At 60.6% G+C, this 17837-nt stretch carries 15 protein-coding genes; 7 read left to right on the top strand and 8 right to left on the bottom strand.

Translation table 11 applies throughout. The features are described from left to right. Positions 1 to 24 precede the first annotated feature (24 nt). The gene (locus ACP7BE_RS13440) at positions 25 to 672 is read right to left on the bottom strand and encodes a C40 family peptidase (RefSeq protein WP_094999855.1); all 648 of its coding nucleotides are present in this window, start codon (positions 670 to 672) and stop codon (positions 25 to 27) included. Between the two features lie 252 nt (positions 673 to 924). On the opposite strand from ACP7BE_RS13440, the gene ACP7BE_RS13435 reads away from it, so the two are divergent. Then, complete coding sequence (locus ACP7BE_RS13435) at positions 925 to 1341, top strand: NINE protein (protein ID WP_094999857.1); 417 nt, start codon at positions 925 to 927, stop codon at positions 1339 to 1341. A 92-nt stretch (positions 1342 to 1433) separates the two neighbouring features. Here the strand turns inward: ACP7BE_RS13435 and ACP7BE_RS13430 are convergent, their stop codons facing one another. From ACP7BE_RS13430 to gshB, 7 genes are all read right to left on the bottom strand, one after another. Then, on the bottom strand, positions 1434 to 2705 hold the full coding sequence (locus ACP7BE_RS13430; RefSeq protein WP_094999858.1) for a dihydroorotase: 1272 nt from the start codon (positions 2703 to 2705) through the stop codon (positions 1434 to 1436). Then, complete coding sequence (locus ACP7BE_RS13425) at positions 2702 to 3706, bottom strand: aspartate carbamoyltransferase catalytic subunit (RefSeq protein WP_095026642.1); 1005 nt, start codon at positions 3704 to 3706, stop codon at positions 2702 to 2704. The genes ACP7BE_RS13430 and ACP7BE_RS13425 overlap by 4 nt, the downstream gene beginning before the upstream one ends. Positions 3707 to 3718: 12 nt before the next feature. Continuing rightward, on the bottom strand, positions 3719 to 4225 hold the full coding sequence (pyrR, locus tag ACP7BE_RS13420; protein ID WP_095023228.1) for a bifunctional pyr operon transcriptional regulator/uracil phosphoribosyltransferase PyrR: 507 nt from the start codon (positions 4223 to 4225) through the stop codon (positions 3719 to 3721). Positions 4226 to 4308: 83 nt separating this feature from the next. Next, positions 4309 to 4749, bottom strand: coding sequence for a Holliday junction resolvase RuvX (gene ruvX, locus ACP7BE_RS13415; protein WP_088378774.1), 441 nt, complete (start codon positions 4747 to 4749; stop codon positions 4309 to 4311). After that, positions 4749 to 5321 (bottom strand): YqgE/AlgH family protein, encoded by a 573-nt coding sequence (locus ACP7BE_RS13410; RefSeq protein WP_094999861.1) that lies wholly within the window; start codon positions 5319 to 5321, stop codon positions 4749 to 4751. Before ACP7BE_RS13410 ends, ruvX begins: the two co-directional genes overlap by 1 nt. 154 nt (positions 5322 to 5475) lie before the next feature. Beyond that, positions 5476 to 6375 (bottom strand): energy transducer TonB, encoded by a 900-nt coding sequence (locus ACP7BE_RS13405; RefSeq protein ID WP_094999862.1) that lies wholly within the window; start codon positions 6373 to 6375, stop codon positions 5476 to 5478. Positions 6376 to 6451: 76 nt separating this feature from the next. Then, on the bottom strand, positions 6452 to 7405 hold the full coding sequence (gshB, locus tag ACP7BE_RS13400; protein WP_094999863.1) for a glutathione synthase: 954 nt from the start codon (positions 7403 to 7405) through the stop codon (positions 6452 to 6454). A 247-nt stretch (positions 7406 to 7652) separates the two neighbouring features. Here gshB and pilG point away from each other — a divergent pair, with 247 nt between their 5' ends. From pilG to ACP7BE_RS13370, 6 genes are read left to right on the top strand one after another with little or no spacing between them, the layout of a single operon-like run. Next, positions 7653 to 8060 carry a twitching motility response regulator PilG gene (gene pilG, locus ACP7BE_RS13395; protein ID WP_095019610.1) on the top strand — a complete coding sequence of 136 codons (408 nt, stop codon included), beginning with the start codon at positions 7653 to 7655 and terminating at the stop codon, positions 8058 to 8060. Positions 8061 to 8101: 41 nt separating this feature from the next. Beyond that, on the top strand, positions 8102 to 8479 hold the full coding sequence (gene pilH / locus ACP7BE_RS13390; protein WP_095019611.1) for a twitching motility response regulator PilH: 378 nt from the start codon (positions 8102 to 8104) through the stop codon (positions 8477 to 8479). 10 nt (positions 8480 to 8489) lie between these two features. Further along, the gene (locus tag ACP7BE_RS13385; RefSeq protein ID WP_094999866.1) at positions 8490 to 9029 is read left to right on the top strand and encodes a chemotaxis protein CheW; all 540 of its coding nucleotides are present in this window, start codon (positions 8490 to 8492) and stop codon (positions 9027 to 9029) included. A gap of 41 nt (positions 9030 to 9070) precedes the next feature. Next, the gene (locus tag ACP7BE_RS13380; protein ID WP_094999867.1) at positions 9071 to 11128 is read left to right on the top strand and encodes a methyl-accepting chemotaxis protein; all 2058 of its coding nucleotides are present in this window, start codon (positions 9071 to 9073) and stop codon (positions 11126 to 11128) included. A 27-nt stretch (positions 11129 to 11155) separates the two neighbouring features. Then, on the top strand, positions 11156 to 17032 hold the full coding sequence (locus ACP7BE_RS13375) for an Hpt domain-containing protein (protein WP_426106151.1): 5877 nt from the start codon (positions 11156 to 11158) through the stop codon (positions 17030 to 17032). Next, positions 17025 to 17477, top strand: a complete 453-nt coding sequence (locus ACP7BE_RS13370) for a chemotaxis protein CheW (protein WP_094999869.1) — start codon at positions 17025 to 17027, stop codon at positions 17475 to 17477. Before ACP7BE_RS13375 ends, ACP7BE_RS13370 begins: the two co-directional genes overlap by 8 nt. Positions 17478 to 17837: the final 360 nt, after the last annotated feature.

Raw genomic sequence — 17837 nt, 5'->3', positions numbered from 1 at the left:
AGCGGCTGCATGATTTGCCTGCGCTTAGCGTTGCACAACCTGCAGCGCGCCTTTCTCTTTAGGCAGCACACGCTTGGCAACCACATAGTGGTTCTGCCAGTAAGGCTTTTGCAGCGTGTCGATAGTCACCGACTTGCCGCGACGCGGAGCGTGGATAAAGCGGTCGTTGCCCAGGTAGATGGCAACGTGGTTGACCTTGCGGCTCTTGATGTTGAAAAACAGCAAGTCGCCAGGCTTCAAGTCCTTGCGCTCGACCTTTTGGCCATGGCCGCTGGCCATTTCGCTGGAGGTGCGTGGCAAATCAACGGCGGCCACGTCATTAAAGGCGTATTTGACCAGCCCGCTGCAGTCGAACCCTTTACTTGGGCTGCTGCCGCCCCAACGATAAGGGGTGCCCAGCACGTTGACGGCGCGGCTCAGCACCGTGCTGCTCTGCTTGTTGGCGGCGGCCAGGGAAGCGGCCGCAATTTTGCCCGGGGCCTTGCGGTGGGCTTTACTGGAGGCAGGACGTGCTACGGTCTTGCTGGTAGAGGCAACATAAGGCGCACTCGCAGATGACTTTGCGGTGTAGCCGGTGAAGCCCGAAGGAAGGTGTTGCTCACGATTGGTGGCGTGGGCGGCCAGTGGCAATAATAGGCAAATGGTTAGCCATGTCTTGAATATAGGACGCATTCGGCAGGGCTCAATGGTTATAAACGCGAAACTTTATAACAGCTTTTTTGTCCTTTCTCAGGCCATTTGTCAGGTGGACTGTAGGGTCAATTTCCGTAACGATGATGGCAAATTGTCGCATGGCGAGGGTGCAGGTCAGGTAACACAAGGCTTTGCGCCAATTTCTGTAAGACACTTTTACCTTTTGCACGACAGTAAAAAAGTCACAAAAAACTTCACAATATTTTTCTATCAGCAGCAAAGAGGGCATTTATGAGCGGCTATCGAGACGATGTTCAGCGCGATACTCACAGCAAAGTGCTGGGCTATTTGCTGTGGATTTTTGGTTTCCTGGGCGCGCACCGCTTTTATTACGGCAAGCCGGTAACCGGGACGATCTGGTTTTTCACCCTGGGCTTGTTGGGTATTGGCTGGTTGATCGACTTGTTCCTGATCCCGAGCATGGACCGTGAAGCCGACTTGCGGTTTACCGCAGGTAATACTGACTACAGCGTGGCCTGGATTCTGCTGACGTTTCTGGGCGTCTTGGGCGTACATCGGATGTACATGGGCAAATGGATCACAGGGATCATTTACCTGTTCACCGGCGGTTTTTTCCTGATCGGCGTCCTGTATGACTTCTGGACTCTGAACGATCAGATTTCGATCAAGAACGCAGAGCGTCGTTAAGACACAAATCCTGCCTATGTGGGAGCGAGCCTGCTCGCGAATGATCTTCGCGAGCAGGCTCGCTCCCACGACTACAGGTTATTGGTAGCGCGTTAGCCTTCGTAACTGATCCGCCCATCCACCAGCGTGTAACGCACGGCACTCGGCAGGCAATGGCCGAGGAACGGGCAGTTGTCGCCTTTGGAGTGCCATTGTTCACCGACCAGGGTCGAGGCCGCCGGGTCAAACAGCACCAGGTCTGCCGCCGAACCCACTGCCAGTTTGCCGGCTGGCAGGCGCAAGGCGTCAGCCGGGCCAGCGCTCAGGCGGTTGAGCAGCGTCGGCAGGTCGAGCAAACCGTCTTCTACCAGTGTCATCGCCAGCGGCAGAAGCACTTCAACGCTGCTCATGCCCGGTTCGGTCGCGCCGAACGGTGCCAGTTTGGCATCGCGTTCGTGGGGCTGGTGATGGCTGGAGATGGCTTGCACCACGCCCGACTTCACAGCTTCGCGCAGGCCGTCACGGTCGGCGCGGGTGCGCAGTGGCGGTTGCACATGGTAAACGCTGGAAAAATCTACTAGTGCTTCGTCAGTCAGAATCAGCTGATACAACGCCACATCCGCAGTGACTTTCAGGCCACGAGCCTGGGCCTGAGCGATCAGGGCCACGCCACGGGCGCTGGTCAGCTGGCTGAAGTGTGCGCGCACGCCACTTTGTTCAACCAGCAGCAGGTCGCGGGCCAGGGCTACGGTTTCGGCGGTTTCCGGAATGCCCGGTAAACCGCGGAACGCAGCCATTGCACCGTCGTGGGCAATCCCGCCTTCGGCCAGATCACGGTCCTGGGAGTGGAAGATCACCGTCAGGTCGAACGTGGCGGCGTACTCCAGTGCCCGGCACAGGGTGCGGGTGTTGCTGAAGCTGTTGAGACCGTTGCCAAATGCCACGCAGCCCGCGTCGCGCAGGGCGATCAGTTCGGCCAGTTGCTCGCCGTCCAGGCCTTTGCTCAATGCACCGATCGGGAACACCTTGCAGTTACCGGCTTCGCGGGCGCGGTCAAGGATCAGCTCGGCAACGGCCGAGGTGTCCAGCACCGGCTTGGTGTGCGGTGGGCAGCACAGGCTGGTGACGCCACCGGCCGCAGCCGCGCGGGTCTCGCTGGCGATGGTGCCTTTGCGGCTGTAGCCCGGTTCACGCAGGGCAACGTTGAGGTCAACCAGCCCGGGGGCGGCCACCAGGCCTTTGGCTTCGATGGTTTGCGTCGGGGTGAAACCGGCTGGCGCTGCGCCAATGGCAACGATCTTGCCGGCCTCCAGGTGCAGGTCAGTCACTTGATCCAGCTGGCTGGTCGGATCAATTACACGGGCGCCGAGAATGCTGAGCTTCACTGGGCGTTCTCCTGTTCGAATTGGCGCTGGGCGGTTTGCCCGCTCATGGTCATGGACAACACCGCCATGCGCACGGCAATGCCGTAGGTCACCTGGTTGAGGATCACCGAGTGCGGGCCATCGGCCACCGCGGATTCAATCTCGACCCCCCGGTTGATCGGCCCCGGGTGCATCACGATGCAATCAGGCTTGGCCCCGGCCAGGCGGGCGGTGGTCAGGCCGAACAGGCGGTAGAACTCGCCTTCGCTCGGCAGCAGGCCACCGGACATGCGCTCGCGCTGCAGGCGCAGCATGATCACCACATCCACGTCTTTCAGGCCTTCGTTCATGTCGGTGTAGACCTTCACGCCATACTGCTCGATGCCGATCGGCAACAGGGTCTTCGGCGCGATAACGCGAATGTCCTTACAACCCAGGGTCTTGAGGGCGATCATGTTCGAACGTGCCACCCGCGAGTGCAGGATGTCACCGACGATGGCCACCGACAGGTTTTCGAAGCCGCCCTTGTGCCGACGGATGGTCAGCATGTCGAGCATGCCCTGGGTCGGGTGGGCATGGCGGCCGTCGCCGCCGTTGATGATTGCCACCTGCGGGCACACGTGCTCGGCAATGAAGTGCGCGGCGCCGGAGTCACCGTGGCGCACCACAAACATGTCGGCGGCCATGGCTTCTAGGTTGCGCAGGGTGTCGAGCAGGGTTTCGCCCTTGCTCGCCGACGAGGTCGACACGTTCAGCGTGATCACGTCGGCCGACAGGCGCTGGGCGGCCATTTCAAAGGTGGTGCGGGTGCGGGTGGAGTTTTCGAAGAACACGTTGCACACGGTCTTGCCGCGCAACAACGGGACTTTTTTCACGGCTCGGGCGCCGACTTCAAGGAACGAGTCGGCGGTGTCGAGGATTTCTGTCAGCAGTTCACGGGGCAAACCGTCGAGCGACAGAAAGTGGCGCAGCTGGCCCTGATCATTGAGCTGCAGCGGGCGCTTGGCGTCTGTAGGCGTCATCGCAATGGTCTCTTAGAGGGCTAGGTCTTGAAGTTCGAGTGTCAGTGGCGCGGGGCCGGACAATTTTACCCGCTCGCTCGGCTTGAGCGACAAGGTCGCGCCCACCACATCCGGACGGATCGGCAGCTCGGCGGCGTCCAGGTCCAGCAGGCTGACCAGGGTCACGCTGGCCGGACGACCATAGTCGAACAGCTCGTTCAGCGCTGCGCGAATGGTCCGACCGCTCATCAGCACATCGTCGATCAGCACCAGGTGCTGGCCTTCAATTTCGAATGGCAATTCGGAAGGCCGCACTTGTGGGTGCAGGCCGTTCTGGCTGAAATCATCGCGGTAGAACGACACGTCCAGCGTGCCCAGCGGGGCGTCGCTGTTCAGCGCCTTGAGCAGCGCCTGGGCAACCCAGATGCCGCCGGTGCGGATACCGATGTAACGTGGTTCGGTGATACCGCGACGGGCCAGGTGGGCCTTGAGATCAAGGGCCATCTGGGAGATCAGTTCAGCGGGAACAGGCAGGATCATGGTGGCTCCTTAAAAGGCCCGCGCAGCAGAACGTGCGGCGGCGGGCGCAAACAATGAGGCGGGTCAATTGTACAAGCGCCGGGTCAGTCTTGAGAGTGCGCCGGGTTTTCGTCGAGCCAGCCTTGCAGCACCAGTTTGGCGGCGATGGCATCAACGGGGTTGTCGCGGTAGCTGCCGCGCTGGCCGCCCTGGGCCCGGCGCTCGCCCTTGGCCTCGAAGGTGGTCAGGCGTTCATCATGGGTAAAAACCGGCAAATTGAAGCGGCCATTCAGACGATTGGCAAATTTCTGCGCCCGGGCGCAGAAGTCGCTCGGGGTGCCGTCCATGTTCAGGGGCATGCCGACCACCATTGCGTCGGGCTGCCACTCCTTGATCAGCTTTTCGATTTCTTCCCACTTGGGGATGCCATTCTCGGCTTTCAGGTTGCACAGTTCGCGTGCCTGGCCAGTAATCATCTGGCCCACAGCCACGCCGATGGAGCGGGTGCCGTAGTCGAAGCCCAGCAGTAAACGAAGGCTGGCCATCAGCAATGGCCTGCTTGGGTGCTTAACAAATTGAGGTTCACTCCGAGGTGTTTGGCGGCTGCGTCGAGGCGCAGCTCGCTTGGGGTATCAAACAGGATATGAGCAGAATAGGGGCAGGTCAGCCAGGCGTTGTCGGCCAATTCGGCCTCCAGCTGGCCAGCATCCCAGCCGGCATAGCCCAGGCAGATCAGGCTGCGGTTCGGGCCGCGGCCGTCGGCAATGCTGAACAACACATCGGCAGAGGTACTCAGGGCCAGCCCGTCGTCGAGTTCGACTGTAGCGTCAAAGTTCATGCTGGCCGGATGCAGGACAAAGCCACGGTCGATCATGACAGGCCCGCCACCGAAGACCGGCACGTGCTGGCACAGGGGTGAAGAAAGTTTTTCCGGGCGCAACTGCTCAAGAACATCCGCCAGGTTCAGTTCCAGCGGACGGTTGATCATCAACCCCATTGCACCATTGGCCGTGTGCTCGACGATGTAGGTCAAGGAGTGGGCAAAGTTCGGGTCGGCCATATGGGGCATGGCGATCAGGAATTGATGCTTGAGGTAAGTCGGCGCGTGTTTTTTCATGAGTCTTAGTGTGGCGCTGGCAGCGTGAACTGACAAGTTTGCAGCTCAAGATTCCTGGGTCTTTGTGGGAGCGGGCTTGCTCGCGATACAGGCGGCGCGGTTTAACGTTAAAACGCAGCGATCCAATCGCGAGCAAGCCCGCTCCCACAGTGCTTCAGTTGCTGGACAGGCGGTCGCCTTCGGCGAATTTCCAGGTGCGGATGATCTCCAGCCGGTCGATGTCCGCCAGATCACCGGTAAAGGGGGCAAAAGGTGCCGCCAGGCGCACGATGCGTTGTGCCGCCTGGTCCAGCAGCGGCTGGCCCGACGATTCAAGCACCAGCACTTCATGCAGCGAACCGTCGCGGTTGATCGACACCAGCAGGCGCAGTTTGCCGTAGATCTTTTCCCGGCGTGCCTGCTCGGGGTAGTTGAGGTTGCCGATGCGTTCAATCTTCTTGCGCCAGTCTTCTTTATACCAGGCGCCCTTGTCGCGCATGGTCGAAGCCGCGCTCATGCGGTAGATCTTCGGGCGCTTGGCGTACAGCTGCTGCTCGTTGGCCAGTTCGGCTTCGAGGCTGGAAATCTCGCTGGACAGCTGGGAACTGTCGAACGTTGGAATGCTGGCCTTGGGTGCCGCTTCGGTCTTGACCTTCTGCGGCTGGCTCGGGGCTTTTTTTGCCGTGGGCGCCACGGTAGTCACGGCGGCCTTGGGTGCGGCCTGGGTCTGTTCGGGTTTGGCGGCAGGCGGCGGGGTGACCTTCTTGACGCTGTTGTCCTGGAAAGGGGCGATTTCCGTCGTCTTGGGCACGGCTTTCTTGTCCAGCGTGCCGCTGCCCTGCTGGTTGTCCTGGGCTAAAAAGTCGGCTTTTTCCGGCGCTTTTTCGCTTTTGAACGTGGACAGGGTGATTTCCAGGGTTTTGCTGATCTGTTTGGGCGCTTCCATGTTGAACCCCACGCCGACGATCACTGCAATATGCAGCAGTGCCGCGACAAACAGGGTAAATCCGAGGCGATCGGCCGCACGCACGCCTTTATGGCCGAGTTCGGGGGGCAGGTCGTTGGGAGGTGTCATGGCAAAAAGACCAACATCGCGGGTTTCACGGGGTGCCCATGATAGCGCAATGTTGGTCTTTTATAGGGCTTGCAGATCAGCGTGCAGCGAGCTTGCGCTCTATCGCATCCATCAACAGGGCGCCGATATTGGTGCCGAACGCATTATCGATCTCGCGGATGCAGGTCGGGCTGGTAACGTTGATTTCAGTCAGGTGCTCACCGATTACGTCCAGACCTACAAATAGCAGACCCTTTTCACGCAGCGTCGGGCCGACCTGAGCTGCAATCCAGCGGTCCTTTTCGCTCAACGGGCGGGCTTCGCCACGACCGCCTGCGGCGAGGTTGCCGCGGGTCTCACCTTGCGCCGGAATACGCGCCAGGCAGTAATCTACCGGCTCGCCGTCAATCATCAGGATGCGTTTGTCGCCATCCTTGATCGCCGGCAAATAGCCCTGTGCCATGATCTGCTGAGTGCCGTTGTTGGTCAGAGTTTCGAGAATCACCGACAGGTTCGGGTCGCCCACTCGGTGGCGGAAAATCGAGGTGCCGCCCATGCCGTCCAGCGGTTTGAGGATCACGTCACCGTGCAAGGCAGCAAATTCACGCAGCACGTCGGCGCGGCGGCTGACCACGGTTGGCGGCGTGCATTGGGTGAACTGGGTGGCGAACAGTTTTTCGTTACAGTCGCGCAGGCTCTGCGGTTTGTTGACGATCAGTACGCCATCGCGCTCGGCCTGTTCCAGCAGGTAGGTGGAGTACACAAACTCCATGTCGAAGGGCGGGTCCTTGCGCATCAGGATCACGTCCAGATCGCTCAGGGCCGTGTCGGTCTCGGCGTCCAGCTCAAACCACTTTTGCGGGTTGGCGAACACCTTCAGCGGCTTCATGCGGGCCCGGGCCTTGCCTTCATTCAGGTAAAGGTCTTGCTGCTCCATGTAGAACAGGGTCCAGCCACGGTCCTGGGCTGCCAGCAACATGGCCAGCGAGCTGTCCTTTTTATAGGAGATGCCCGCAATGGGGTCCATGACAATCCCGACTCGAACGCTCATGGCAAATTCCTCAAATAAATAGTGGGCGCAAAGGCTTTGAAAAGTGGCGCCAGAGTGGCGCTGAGTGTGGCCCCGGTCAAGGAAAAACCGCCTGCTCCAGTCAGCCCGCAGCCCTTCGATAGATTGAAGGTCGTGACTGTGCTAAAAAGGCTCGCACAGTGCTTGCAGCCCTTGTCCATCAAGGAGTTGGGGTTTCAGGCCGTACAGTTGTAACAAAACGGGTCGCCTTGGCGATGGTAGAGCAGATATGGAAAAGCATTCCAGCGCCTTGAAGGTGATGGTGATCGACGATTCGAAAACCATTCGCCGCACCGCCGAAACACTGTTGAAAAACGTGGGCTGCGAGGTGATTACCGCCATCGATGGCTTTGATGCGCTGGCCAAGATTGTCGACCACCACCCGCACATTATCTTTGTCGACATCATGATGCCGCGCCTGGATGGCTATCAGACCTGCGCCCTGATCAAGAGCAACCGGGCTTTCAAGTCGATCCCGGTGATCATGTTGTCGTCCAAGGACGGTCTGTTCGACAAGGCCAAGGGGCGGATTGTTGGCTCTGATCAATTTTTGACCAAGCCCTTCAGTCGCGACGAACTGCTGAGCGCAATCAAGGCACATGTGCCAGCCTTCACTATCACCCAAAGTGCCCAATAACACCGGCCAGCCGGCCAACCACCTGATAAATGGGGAACACCATGGCTCGCATTCTGATCGTCGATGATTCGCCGACTGAAATGTACAAATTGACCGGCATGCTCGAAAAGCACGGCCATGTAGTGCTCAAGGCCGAAAACGGCGCAGACGGTGTTGCCCTGGCGCGTCAGGAAAAGCCCGATGTGGTCTTGATGGACATTGTGATGCCGGGCCTCAACGGCTTTCAGGCGACGCGTCAGCTCACAAAAGATCCGGAAACCGGCAACATCCCGGTGATCGTCGTGACGACCAAGGATCAGGAAACCGACATGGTCTGGGCCCAGCGCCAGGGTGCCAAGGGCTACCTGACCAAACCGGTGGATGAAGAGCAACTGATCCTCAAGGTGAAACAAATCCTGGAAGAAAACCCTCCTAAATGACGGTCATCCTATGCCCGGCGCACTGACAGCCTTCGAACTGCTGCTTGAGATCGACCAGCGTTGTCGCTCGCTGGCGGCGGGTCTGGCGCCTGCACAGGCGCAGCTCGACACCTGGAGCGGTATTGGTTTTCGCATCGGCGAGCATTGTTTTGTGGCGCCGATGGGCGAAATTGCCGAGATCCTGCATGAACCACGGTTCACCCTGCTGCCCGGGGTAAAACCCTGGGTCAAGGGCGTGGCCAATTTGCGTGGGCAACTGCTGCCGATCATGGATCTGTGCGGTTTTTTCGGGGTCGAGCTGTCACCCTTGCGTAAACAGCGCCGTGTATTGGTGCTGGAATACAAAGACGTGTTTGTCGGCTTGCAGGTCGATGAAGTGCAGGGCATGCAGCACTTCGCCCATGCCGACCTCAATACGGATACGCAAACCTTGCCCCACCCGGTATTTGCACCTTATGTGCAAGGGCACTTTGCCGCTGAGCACCTGTGGTGGGTGTTCAGCCCGTTTGCCCTGGCCCGGGCGCCACAGTTCTGGGCGGTGGCCGTATGAGCAGGCTTTCAGCTTTAAAACGGGATTTCGGGACCTGATCGATGACCACAGCCAATACCGCTAAACCACTGGAAGGGTCGCGCAGTCGTTCGCAGATCATCGTGCTTTTTATCGCCCTGATCGTGTTCATCATGCTGTTATTCGCCAACTTTGCTTACCTCAATACCCAGTCCAACTACGACAAGCAGTACATCAGCCACGCAGGTGAGTTGCGGGTGCTGTCCCAGCGTATCGCCAAAAACGCCACCGAGGCCGCTGCCGGCAAAGCCGCCGCATTCAAGTTGCTGATTGATGCGCGCAATGATTTCAGCCAGCGCTGGGGTTATCTGAGAAAAGGCGACCCGGCCACCGGCCTGCCTCCTGCTCCTGCAGCCGTACATAAAGAAATGCAGGCGGTGCAACGTGACTGGGAGCTGCTGCTCAACAACGTCAACGCCATTCTGGCCAGCGAACAAACCGTGCTGTCGCTGCATCAGGTGGCTGCAACCCTGGCCGAGACCGTGCCGCAGTTGCAGGTCGAATACGAAAAAGTCGTCGAAATCCTTTTGCAGCGAGGCGCCCCTGCCAGCCAGGTAGCCCTGGCCCAGCGCCAGTCCTTGTTGGCCGAGCGTATTCTGGGTGCGGTCAATACCGTGCTGGCCGGTGACGAAAACGCTGCCCAGGCCGCCGGTGCCTTTGGCCGTGATGCCAACCGCTTCGGGCTGGTGCTCAACGGCATGCTCGAAGGCAATGAAGGGATGAGAATTACCCAGGTTGAAGACAAGGATGCCCGCGCCCGCTTGCAGGAGATTTCCGAGCTGTTCCAGTTTGTGTCCGGTACGGTGGATGAAATCCTTGAAACCTCGCCGCAACTGTTCCATGTGCGCGAAGCGGCAAACAACATTTTCAGCCTGTCGCAAACCCTCCTCGATGAAGCCTCGACCCTGGCCAATGGTTTTGAAAACCTCGCCAGCGGGCGCTCGCTGGATATCATCGGCGGTTATGTTCTGGGCTTGCTGGCTCTGGCATCGATTATCTTGATCGGCCTGGTGATGGTGCGCGAAACCAATCGCCAATTGCGCGAGACGGCGGAAAAGAACGAGCGAAACCAGAACGCGATCATGCGCTTGCTTGACGAGATTGCCGATCTGGCGGACGGCGACCTGACGGTGACCGCCTCGGTGACCGAAGATTTCACCGGTGCCATCGCCGACTCGATCAATTACTCCATCGACCAGCTGCGTGAACTGGTGGCCACCATCAACCTCACCGCAGGCCAGGTCGCGGCAGCGGTACAGGAAACCCAGGCCACCGCCATGCAGTTGGCCGAAGCTTCCGAGCATCAGGCCCAGCAGATTGCCGAGGCCTCCGGGGCGATCCAGGAAATGGCCCATTCGATCGACGAGGTATCGGCCAACGCTTCCGAATCTTCGGCGGTTGCCGAGCGTTCCGTAGCGATTGCCAACAAGGGCAATGAAGTGGTTCATAACACCATCCGCGGCATGGACAATATTCGCGATCAGATCCAGGACACCGCCAAGCGAATCAAGCGTCTGGGCGAGTCTTCACAGGAAATCGGCGATATTGTCAGCCTGATTGATGATATTGCCGATCAGACCAATATTTTGGCGCTCAACGCCGCCATTCAGGCCTCGATGGCCGGTGATGCCGGGCGCGGCTTTGCCGTGGTGGCCGACGAAGTGCAGCGCCTGGCCGAGCGCTCATCGGCGGCGACGCGGCAAATCGAAACCCTGGTGCGGGCCATTCAGGCCGATACCAACGAGGCCGTGATTTCGATGGAGCAAACCACTACCGAAGTGGTGCGCGGTGCCCGTCTGGCCCATGACGCTGGCGTGGCGCTGGAAGAGATCGAAGGGGTGTCGCAAAACCTGGCAGACCTGATTCAAAGTATCTCCAACGCCGCACAAAAGCAGACCACTTCGGCGGCGCAGATTTCCCTGACCATGAGTGTCATTCAGCAAATCACCAATCAGACCTCGTCCGGCTCCACAGCGACCGCCGAAAGCATCGGCAATCTGGCCAAAATGGCCAGCCAGCTGCGGCGCTCAGTGTCCGGTTTTACGTTGCCAGCTCCGTCCAAAGACCATGAGCCACAGTAATGCGCTGCAATTCTGACTGGAGTCGTTATGGTTGACCGGCACGACTATGTGGCCCTTGAATGGGTCAAAGGCGAAATTGCCCATACCCTGAAACAGGCCCGAGTGGCGCTGGACGCCTATGCCCAGCGGCCAGCCGCCGACGTGCTGGAACAGTGCCTGGATTGCATTCATCAGGTGCATGGCAGTTTGCTGATGGTTGAATTCTATGGCGCGGCTTTGCTGGCCGAAGAGATGGAGCAACTGGTGATTGCCCTGCAGGAGGGCCGCGTCAGCCAGCTCGACGAAGCCCTGCGCCTGCTGCAGCAAGCGTTCAGCCAATTGCCGTTGTATCTGGACCGCGTCCACAGTGCCCGGCGCGACTGGCCCCTGGTGGTGTTGCCGTTGCTCAACGATTTGCGCAGCGCCCGTGGCCAGGCCCTGCTCTCGGAAACCAGCCTGTTCAGCCCGCCCTTGCAGGTGTTGCCCGCCCTGGATGAGGCCGCCCTGGCCCGGCTGGCACCTGCTGACTTGCCGAGCCAGCTGCGCGTGATGCGCCACACCCTGCAGGCCGCGTTCCTGGCTTTGCGCCGCGGTGAAGCGGTGCAGGCCAACCTGGAAAAAATGGCCGCGGTGTTCGCGCAACTGCAAGGCATTTGCCAGGGAGCACCGCTCAACGCCTTGTGGAAAATTGCCGCTGCACTGGTCGACGGCATGCTTAAAGGTCGGGTGCCCAACAGCCCGGCCCTGCGCAGCCTGCTGAAAAAATCCGACAAGGAACTCAAGCGCCTGCTGGCACAGGGCATCGAGGCCATCAACCATCCTGCCCCCGAAGACCTGCTGACCAGCCTGCTGTTTTATATTGCCAAGGCCGAGCATCCGACCACGAAAATGCTCGCGCTGAAAAACCACTACGAACTGGATCAGGCCATGCCCGATGCGGCGATGGTCGACGAGGAGCGGGCGCGGTTGGCCGGCCCTGACCGGGATGCCATGCGCTCGGTGGTGGCGGCGTTGTGCGAAGAACTGGTGCGGGTCAAGGAACGCCTCGACCTGTTTGTGCGCAGTGATCGCCTGCATGTCTCGGAACTGAGCAGCCTGATGGCGCCACTGCGTCAGATCGCTGACACCCTGGCCGTACTGGGGTTCGGGCAACCGCGTAAAGTCATCATTGATCAACTGGCGGTGTTGCAAAGCCTGGCCCAGGGCCAGCGCGAACCCACCGATGCGGTGTTGATGGATGTGGCCTCGGCCCTGCTTTATGTCGAGGCCACCCTGGCCGGTATGGTCGGCAGCGTCGAGCCCTCGCTGCGTGAAGAAAGCCGGTTGCCCACCACTGACCTGATGCAGATTCACCAGTTGGTAATCAAGGAAGCCCGCATCGGCCTTGAAGAAGTCAAAGACCTGATCGGCGATTATCTGGCGGCCGAGTACGACCGCCAGCACTTGCAGTCCGTGCCTGCGCTGTTGACGCAAATCCGCGGGGCGCTGGCGATGATTCCCCTGAATCGCGCGGCCAGTTTGCTGCAAGCCTGCAATGAATATTTGCGTGAGCGCGTGCTGCAAGGGTCTGATCACCCCGCGCACGAGCAACTTGATCACTTGGCCGATGCGTTGATCAGCATTGAGTATTACCTGGAACGCCTGGCCCAGGACCCTGGTGCTTCGAGCGAGCAGGTGCTGGATCGGGCCGAAAACAGCCTGGCTGCACTGGGTTACGCGCCGGCGACGCACCCCGTGCCGTTGTCCGATGATAGGCCTGGCGGCCAAGAGCAATCGCTGATGCCGGACCTGCAGGCGCCTGGCCTGGCCGATGTACTGGCCAGCCCGCTGTCGGCGCTCAATCCTCCGGCGCAACACATGCCTGCCAGTTTGCTACCGCCACCCGTGGATGAAGCGCCGCTGGACGAAGAACTGCTGGAAGTCTTTCTCGAAGAAACGGACGAAGTCCTGATCAGCCTGCACGACAGCCTGCCGCAATGGGTCGCCAACCCGGCAGACAGTGTTGCGCTGGCCGAGTTGCGGCGCGGCTTCCATACCCTCAAGGGCAGCGGGCGCATGGTGCGTGCGCTGGTGCTGGCAGAGCTGGCGTGGGCGGTCGAAAACCTGCTCAACCGGGTGATTGAGCGCAGCGTGGCGCCGTCTGCGCAGATCTTCCAACTGCTTGAAGACGTTATGGCCATGCTGCCCGAACTGATTCAGGCCTTTGCCGAACAAAGCCAGCGTCAACGCGAAGACGTCGACCAACTGGCCGCACGCGCGCAGCACCTGGCCCAAGGCGAGCCGCAACCACTGTTGATTGCCCAGGACGCCGGCAGTTTCGATCCACAGTTGCTGGATATCTTCCGTCAGGAAGCACAAGCCCACCTTGAGCGCCTTGACCGTTTTCTGGACCAGGCCCGTGCACACATGCCGCTGCAGGCCAGTGACGATTTGCAACTGGCCGTGCACACCCTCAAAGGCAGCGCACATATGGCAGGCGTGATGCCCATGGCTGAACTGGCCGCGCCGTTGGACCATCTGGTGCGTGAATACAAGGCGCACACGCTTGCCCTGGGGGAGGATGAAATCGACCTGCTGCTGGAAGCTGACACCCTGCTGCATGCGGGGCTCAAGCAACTGGATAGCGACCCGCTGGCCGAGATCCAGGGTGCGCGCTCACTGATCGAGCGCACCGAGCAACTGATCGCCAGCCGCCTGGATACCCTGCTCAATAGCCCTGCAAGCAGTTGGGTGGCCAGGCGTGACCCGCAGCGCATTGCCGAGTTTCTGGCCGAGAGCATGGATATTCTGTTCGATGCCCAGGAGCTGCTTAAAACCTGGCACCAGAACCCCCATGAACGCGATGGCCTGGACAGCCTGCTGGATCAGCTGACCACCCTGGGTGAGTCTGCCCACCTGCTGGACTTGCAGCCCATGGATGCGCTGTGCGAAGCCCTGCTTGACCTCTATGGCGCGGTCGAAGAAAGCAGCCTGGCACCCAGCGAGCGTTTTTTCGAAGCGGCCGATGATGCCCAGGAAGCCCTGATCAACATGCTCGACCAGTTGGCGGCAGGGCAGGAAATCACCCCGCAGCCGCAGTTGGTCCAGACCCTGCACGCGCTGCTGCACGAGGGGCTCGCGCCTGACGCCACAGGGCTGATTCGCGGTGATGGCGGGCGGGTTACCGAGCTGGGGGCCGCCACCAGGCAATTGGGTGGAGGCCAGGACGAGGACATCGATGATGAAATCGTCGAGATTTTTCTCGAAGAGGCGGTGGATATCCTCGAGAGTGCCGCGCAGGCCTTGCAGCGCTGGCTCAGTGCACCCGACAGCCTGGCGTCGCTGTCGTCCTTGCAGCGCGATTTGCACACCCTCAAGGGTGGGGCGCGCATGGCCGGTATTGAACCGATCGCTGAACTGGCCCATGAGCTTGAACACTTGTATGAAGGCTTGCTGGACCGGCGCCTGAGTGACAGTCCGGCACTGGCTCGCCTGCTGGAGCGCAGCCACGAGCAACTGGCGCTGATGCTTGAAAAATTGCTGCACAAGCAAACGTTGAGCGAGCCTTATGAACTGATCGAGGCGATTCGCGGCTTTCGTCTTTACAGTGCAGCCCTGCCTGATGCTGGCAGCGTTGCCCCGCAAGCGCCACCGAGCAATGAAGATCCGCAGTTACAGGAAATCTTCCTCGAAGAAGCCTTCGATATTCTCGAAAGCTCGGGTGCGGCCCTGGCGCGTTGGCAAGCCGAGCCGCAAAGCCACCTTGAAGTGGAAAACCTGCTGCGCGACCTGCATACCCTCAAGGGCGGGGCGCGGATGGTGGAGGTCGCCGCGATTGGCGATTTTTCCCATGAGCTTGAAACCCTTTTCGAGGATATTTCGGTAGGTGCCATCACGCCCAGTGATGGGCTCTTTGTGTTGCTGCAGCGTTGCCACGACCAGCTTGCGCAAATGCTTGACGCGCTGCGCAGTGGTCAGGCGCTGCCTTCGCCCCAGGTGCTGATCGAGAAAATCCGCCAGATTGAGCGTAACGCCCGGCCGACACCTGCCACCCCGGTCAAGCCCGAGCCTGCGCCTGCACCGGTGCCCGAAGGTGAGCGCACCGGGCTGGACACCCTCAAGGTTCCGGCCGAGCTGCTCGAAGACCTGGTCAACCTGGCGGGTGAAGCCTCGATCATTCGAGGGCGTGTGGAACAGCAGGTCAACGACGGTCAGGTCGCCCTCAACGAGATGCAGACCACCCTTGAGCGGATGCAGGATCAACTGCGGCGCCTCGACATCGAAACCCAGGGTCGCCTGCACAACCGCGCGCACACCGAAGCCGATGGCGTGGCCTACGACGAATTCGACCCGCTGGAAATGGACCGCCATTCCCTGCTGCAGCAGCTGTCCCGAGCCCTGTTCGAATCAGCTTCCGATCTGCTCGACCTCAAGGCGACCCTGACGGCCCGCTACCAGGACGCCCACGGGCTGCTGCAAAAACAGGCGCGGGTGAACACGCAATTGCAAGAAGGCCTGATGGGCACGCGCATGGTGCCGTTCGAGCGCGTATTGCCGCGCCTCAAGCGGGTGGTGCGCCAGGTTGCCAGCGAGCTGGGCAAGCAGGTTGAATTCAGCGTGATCAATGCCGAAGCCGAGATCGATCGCAACGTTCTGGAACGCATGGTTGCGCCCCTGGAGCATATGCTGCGCAATGCCGTCGACCATGGCCTGGAACCGGCCGACGTGCGCCATGCCAGCGGCAAGCCGGAGCAGGGGCTGATCAGCCTGGAACTGTCCTATGAAGGCGGCGACGTAGTATTCGACATGCACGACGATGGCGCGGGAGTGCCGCTGGAAGCCGTGCGCCGCAAAGCCATCCTGCGTGGCTTGCTGAACCCTGAAGCAAGCATCAGCGACCGTGAGGTGCTGCAGTTCATCCTGCAGCCCGGGTTTTCCACGGCCGAAAAAATCACCCAGATTTCCGGGCGTGGCGTCGGCATGGACGTGGTACATGAAGAGGTGCGCCAGTTGGGCGGCAGCATGACCATCGATTCGGTGGCGGGCCAGGGCGTGCATTTTCAGATTCGCCTGCCCTTCAGCGTGTCGCTCAACCGGGCCCTGATGGTGCAGTGCGCAGACGAACAATACGCCATTGCCCTCGACACCGTTGAAGGTGTGGTGCGCGTCATGCCCAACGAGCTGGAAGGCTATTACCAGCTCAACCCGCCGCTTTATCACTACGGTGGGCAAACCTACGAGCTGCGTTACCTGGGCGAGTTGCTGCAAACCGTGGGCAAACCCAAGCTGGTGGGCGAAAGCCATTCGCTGCCGGTGCTGCTGGTGCATTGCCAGGACCAGCGCGTGGCGTTGCAGGTGGATGCGCTGTTGGGTTCGCGGGAGATTGTGGTCAAGAGCCTCGGCCCGCAATTTACCGGGGTACAGGGCCTGTCGGGCGCGACCATTCTGGGGGACGGGCGGGTGGTGCTGATCCTAGACCTACCGGCCTATATCCGTGCCCATCAGGCGCGTCAGCCGTTGCAGCGGGCGCAGCACGAGGCGGTGGGCGCCCTGGAATTCACCCCGGCCGTGCGCCCGCCGCTGGTACTGGTGGTGGACGACTCGGTCACCGTGCGCAAAGTCACCAGCCGCCTGCTGGAGCGCAACGGCATGAACGTCATCACGGCCAAGGACGGGGTCGACGCCATGAGCGTACTGGAAGAGCACACCCCTGACCTGATGCTGCTGGACATTGAAATGCCGCGCATGGACGGCTTCGAAGTGGCTACCCGCGTGCGTAACGACCCGCGCCTCAAGGACCTGCCGATCATCATGATCACCTCGCGCACCGGGCAAAAACACCAGAACCGGGCGATGGCCATTGGCGTCAACGACTACCTGGGCAAACCTTATCAAGAGTCCGTGCTGCTGGAGCGCATTGCCTACTGGAGCAACTTCCATGCTTGACCATCGCGTGGGCAGCCTGACCGGCTTGCTGCTGCCGCTAGCCGATCGCTATCTGTTGCTGCCCAATGTGGCCATTGCCGAGCTTATCGGCTGGCAGCGCGGCGAGCCCAGCAGCGACTCCCCGCCCTGGCACCTGCGCCAGATTACCTGGCGCGACCACCAACTGCCGTTGATCAGCTTTGAAGCGGCATGCGGCGGGCCACTGGTGATCGGAGAGCGGGCGCGGATCGTCATCCTCAACACGCTGGGTGGTGACCCGGATTTCAAATTCATGGCCATGGTGATTCAGGGCATCCCGCGCTCCTACAAGGTCGACAGCCAGTTGAGCTTTGTCGACGTGCCGCTGTGCCCGCTGGAGCGCGCGGCGGTACAGGTGGGCGATCATGTGGCGAAAATCCCGGACTTGCTGGCGCTGGAACGGTTGGTGCGGGGCAGCGCGGATTAAGCAGCACTTGTGGGAGCTGGCTTGCTCGCGAGCAGGCGATGCGCTCAGTCAGATAAACCGCGGTGCTGCTATCGCGAGCAAGCCCGCTCCCACAGAGTTTCGTGGCAGGCCCCGAATTCGGTGAACACTGCAAAACCTGTGGGAGCTGGCTTGCCTGCGATGCAGGCGATGCGGTCAGTCAGTTAAACCGCGGTGCTGCTATCGCGAGCAAGCCCGCTCCCAAAGAGCTCAGCGGCAGGCCCCGAATTCGGTGAACACTGCAAAACCTGTGGGAGCTGGCTTGCCTGCGATGCAGGCGATGCGCTCAGTCAGTTAAACCGCGGTGCTGCTATCGCGAGCAAGCCCGCTCCCACAGAGCTC

Source organism: Pseudomonas sp. TWR1-1-3, from assembly GCF_049896805.1.
GTDB lineage: Bacteria > Pseudomonadota > Gammaproteobacteria > Pseudomonadales > Pseudomonadaceae > Aquipseudomonas > Aquipseudomonas bubulae.
Note: the sequence above shows the minus strand (reverse complement) of the source record. Positions and strands in the feature narration are given on the sequence as shown.

Bases quoted from the DNA above. Each gene is read 5' to 3' on its own strand.
- ACP7BE_RS13440 (WP_094999855.1), bottom strand. From the start codon at position 672: ATGCGTCCTATATTCAAGACATGGCTAACCATTTGCCTATTATTGCCA.
- ACP7BE_RS13435 (WP_094999857.1), top strand. From the start codon at position 925: ATGAGCGGCTATCGAGACGATGTTCAGCGCGATACTCACAGCAAAGTG.
- ACP7BE_RS13425 (WP_095026642.1), bottom strand. From the start codon at position 3,706: ATGACGCCTACAGACGCCAAGCGCCCGCTGCAGCTCAATGATCAGGGC.
- pyrR (WP_095023228.1), bottom strand. From the start codon at position 4,225: ATGATCCTGCCTGTTCCCGCTGAACTGATCTCCCAGATGGCCCTTGAT.
- ruvX (WP_088378774.1), bottom strand. From the start codon at position 4,749: ATGGCCAGCCTTCGTTTACTGCTGGGCTTCGACTACGGCACCCGCTCC.
- ACP7BE_RS13410 (WP_094999861.1), bottom strand. From the start codon at position 5,321: ATGAAAAAACACGCGCCGACTTACCTCAAGCATCAATTCCTGATCGCC.
- ACP7BE_RS13405 (WP_094999862.1), bottom strand. From the start codon at position 6,375: ATGACACCTCCCAACGACCTGCCCCCCGAACTCGGCCATAAAGGCGTG.
- gshB (WP_094999863.1), bottom strand. From the start codon at position 7,405: ATGAGCGTTCGAGTCGGGATTGTCATGGACCCCATTGCGGGCATCTCC.
- pilG (WP_095019610.1), top strand. From the start codon at position 7,653: ATGGAAAAGCATTCCAGCGCCTTGAAGGTGATGGTGATCGACGATTCG.
- pilH (WP_095019611.1), top strand. From the start codon at position 8,102: ATGGCTCGCATTCTGATCGTCGATGATTCGCCGACTGAAATGTACAAA.
- ACP7BE_RS13385 (WP_094999866.1), top strand. From the start codon at position 8,490: ATGCCCGGCGCACTGACAGCCTTCGAACTGCTGCTTGAGATCGACCAG.
- ACP7BE_RS13380 (WP_094999867.1), top strand. From the start codon at position 9,071: ATGACCACAGCCAATACCGCTAAACCACTGGAAGGGTCGCGCAGTCGT.
- ACP7BE_RS13375 (WP_426106151.1), top strand. From the start codon at position 11,156: ATGGTTGACCGGCACGACTATGTGGCCCTTGAATGGGTCAAAGGCGAA.
- ACP7BE_RS13370 (WP_094999869.1), top strand. From the start codon at position 17,025: ATGCTTGACCATCGCGTGGGCAGCCTGACCGGCTTGCTGCTGCCGCTA.